Source organism: Allobosea sp. 05T433 (assembly GCF_056396065.1).
Genome location: NZ_JBFTKS010000111.1, coordinates 1 through 833 on the forward strand (window position 1 = coordinate 1; position 833 = coordinate 833).

An 833-nucleotide genomic window follows, 5' to 3' on the forward strand; every position below is an offset into this window, starting at 1 on the left:
ACACCACGCCGGTCACGTCCGTCGTGCGGAAGTAGAACTGCGGGCGGTAGTTGGTGAAGAACGGCGTATGGCGGCCGCCCTCTTCCTTCGTCAGGATGTAGGCCTCGGCCTTGAACTTGGTGTGCGGCTTCACCGAACCCGGCTTGCACAGCACCTGGCCGCGCTCGACGTCCTCGCGCTTCGTGCCGCGCAGCAGCGCGCCGATGTTGTCGCCAGCCTGGCCCTGGTCCAGCAGCTTGCGGAACATCTCGACGCCGGTCACCGTCGTCTTCACGGTGTCCTTCAGGCCAACGATCTCGATTTCCTCGCCGACCTTGACGATGCCGCGCTCGACGCGACCGGTCACCACCGTGCCACGGCCCGAGATCGAGAACACGTCTTCGACCGGCATCAGGAACGGCTGGTCGATCGGACGCTCCGGCTGCGGGATATAGGCGTCGACCGTCTTCATCAGCTCGATCACCGCGTCATGGCCGATCTCGGGCGAGACGTTGTCCAGCGCAGCCTTGGCCGAGCCCTTGGTGATCGGGATGTCGTCGCCCGGGAAGTCGTACTTCGACAGCAGCTCGCGGATCTCCATCTCGACCAGCTCGAGCAGCTCCGCGTCGTCGACCAGGTCGACCTTGTTCATGAACACCACCAGCGCCGGAACGCCGACCTGGCGCGCCAGCAGGATGTGCTCGCGCGTCTGCGGCATCGGGCCGTCGGCAGCCGACACGACCAGGATCGCGCCGTCCATCTGCGCCGCACCCGTGATCATGTTCTTCACGTAGTCGGCGTGGCCGGGGCAGTCGACATGCGCATAGTGACGGTTCGCAGTCTCGTACTCGACG

1 protein-coding gene is annotated in these 833 nt (G+C 65.5%); it reads right to left on the bottom strand.

The annotated features are described in order from the left end of the window. Positions 1-833: elongation factor Tu (tuf, locus tag AC1DGP_RS35250; protein WP_476833295.1), on the bottom strand; the 833-nt coding region annotated here is incomplete at both ends.